Genomic DNA, 1,489 nt, shown 5'->3' on the forward strand with positions numbered 1-1,489 from the left:
CACGCCGTTATACACAAGTCCTGAGCGTCGAGCGACTGGCTGAAAAAGCCGTTTACATTCAATGAGTTGCGGCAGCCCTTGTAAACTTTGCCGTTTTCGCGTTTACTCTCGTCTTTTGGATAAATCAATTGGCGACCGCGTCGACGCACTGGGCAGCAACGGAGTTTGAACAGCTGGACTTGGGTGATGCACGCCTGAACAAGCGAGCGAGGATACTGATGGAACGATTTGCGGCCGATCCGATGGCGAGCATCCCGAAGGCCAGCCTGGGCTGGAGCGAGACGGTGGCGGCGTATCGTTTCTTCGACAACGACAGCGTCGACTGGCGCACGCTGATGGAGCCGCACTGGCAACAGACACATCAGCGCATGACGGCTCACCCCGTGGTTCTGTGCTTGGAAGACACGACAGAATTGGACTTCAACGGCCAGGAGACCAAGGGACTGGGGCCGCTGAGCTACGAAGCTCAGCGCGGCATGTACGTGCATCCAACCTACGCCGTGACGCCCGAGCGCGCGCCGCTGGGCGTGCTGAACGCGTGGATGTGGGCGCGTACGCTGAAGAATGAGGACGGCCAGCGCGGCGGCCCGAAGGAAAGCCTGCGCTGGATCGAGGGCTACGAGCGCATCGCTGAGATGGCGCCCGCGCTTGCCGACACGCGCTTGGTGTACGTGGCCGACCGCGAAGCCGATCTGATGCCGTTGATGGCCCGGGCCCAGCAACTGGGCACGCCGGCCGACTGGCTGGTGCGTGCCAAGCACAACCGCTGTCTGCCCGAAGGCGACAAGCTCTGGGCGCGCACCACCGAGGGGGTGCCGTTGGGTGAAATCACCTTCCAGATGCCAGCGCGCAAGGACGTGAAGGCCCGTCCAGTGCGCCAGCAACTGTGGGCACTGCGCCTCGAACTGCCTGCGGGCAAAGGGGCGACGGTAACGGCCACGTGCATCGTCGCGCGCGAAGTCGGCGCGCCGCCAGGCGCCACGCCGGTCGAATGGCGCCTGTTGACGAACCGCACGGTGGCCAACGACCGCGAGGTCGTCGTCTTGATCGACTGGTACCGCGCCCGATGGGAAATCGAAATGCTGTTCGACGTGCTGAAAAACGCCTGCCGCGTCGAGGCGCTGCAACTGGGTACGATCGAGAAACTCGAACGCGCGCTGGCCCTGTTCATGGTCGTCGCCTGGCGGATCGCCTACCTGATGCGCAGTGGTCGAACCTGCCCCGACCTTGATGCCGCGCTGTTCTTCGACCCCGACGAGATTCATAGTGCTTACCTGTTGAATGATCACGATGTTCCGGACAAACCCAGGCTCAACGATGTGCTACGACTGGTCGCCCGACTGGGGGGATTCCTCGGCCGGAAAAGCGACGGCGAACCCGGCGTCAAGACCATCTGGCTTGGCATGAAAGAGATCTACGTCGCCGCGAAAACAATGGGGAAATTACGAGACCGGGCCAACGCCAAGAATTGTGTATAACGGCGTGGGTT

Annotated in this window: 1 protein-coding gene; it reads left to right on the forward strand. The window is 62.3% G+C overall.

Annotation, left to right across the window (positions count from 1 at the left end; translation table 11 throughout):
* Positions 1-128: 128 nt before the first annotated feature.
* Positions 129-1,478 carry an IS4 family transposase gene (locus KVP70_RS32995; protein WP_217946664.1) on the forward strand — a complete coding sequence of 450 codons (1,350 nt, stop codon included), beginning with the start codon at positions 129-131 and terminating at the stop codon, positions 1,476-1,478.
* Positions 1,479-1,489: the final 11 nt, after the last annotated feature.

The sequence above is a fragment of the Duganella violaceipulchra genome (assembly GCF_019166075.1).
GTDB lineage: Bacteria > Pseudomonadota > Gammaproteobacteria > Burkholderiales > Burkholderiaceae_D > Rugamonas > Rugamonas violaceipulchra.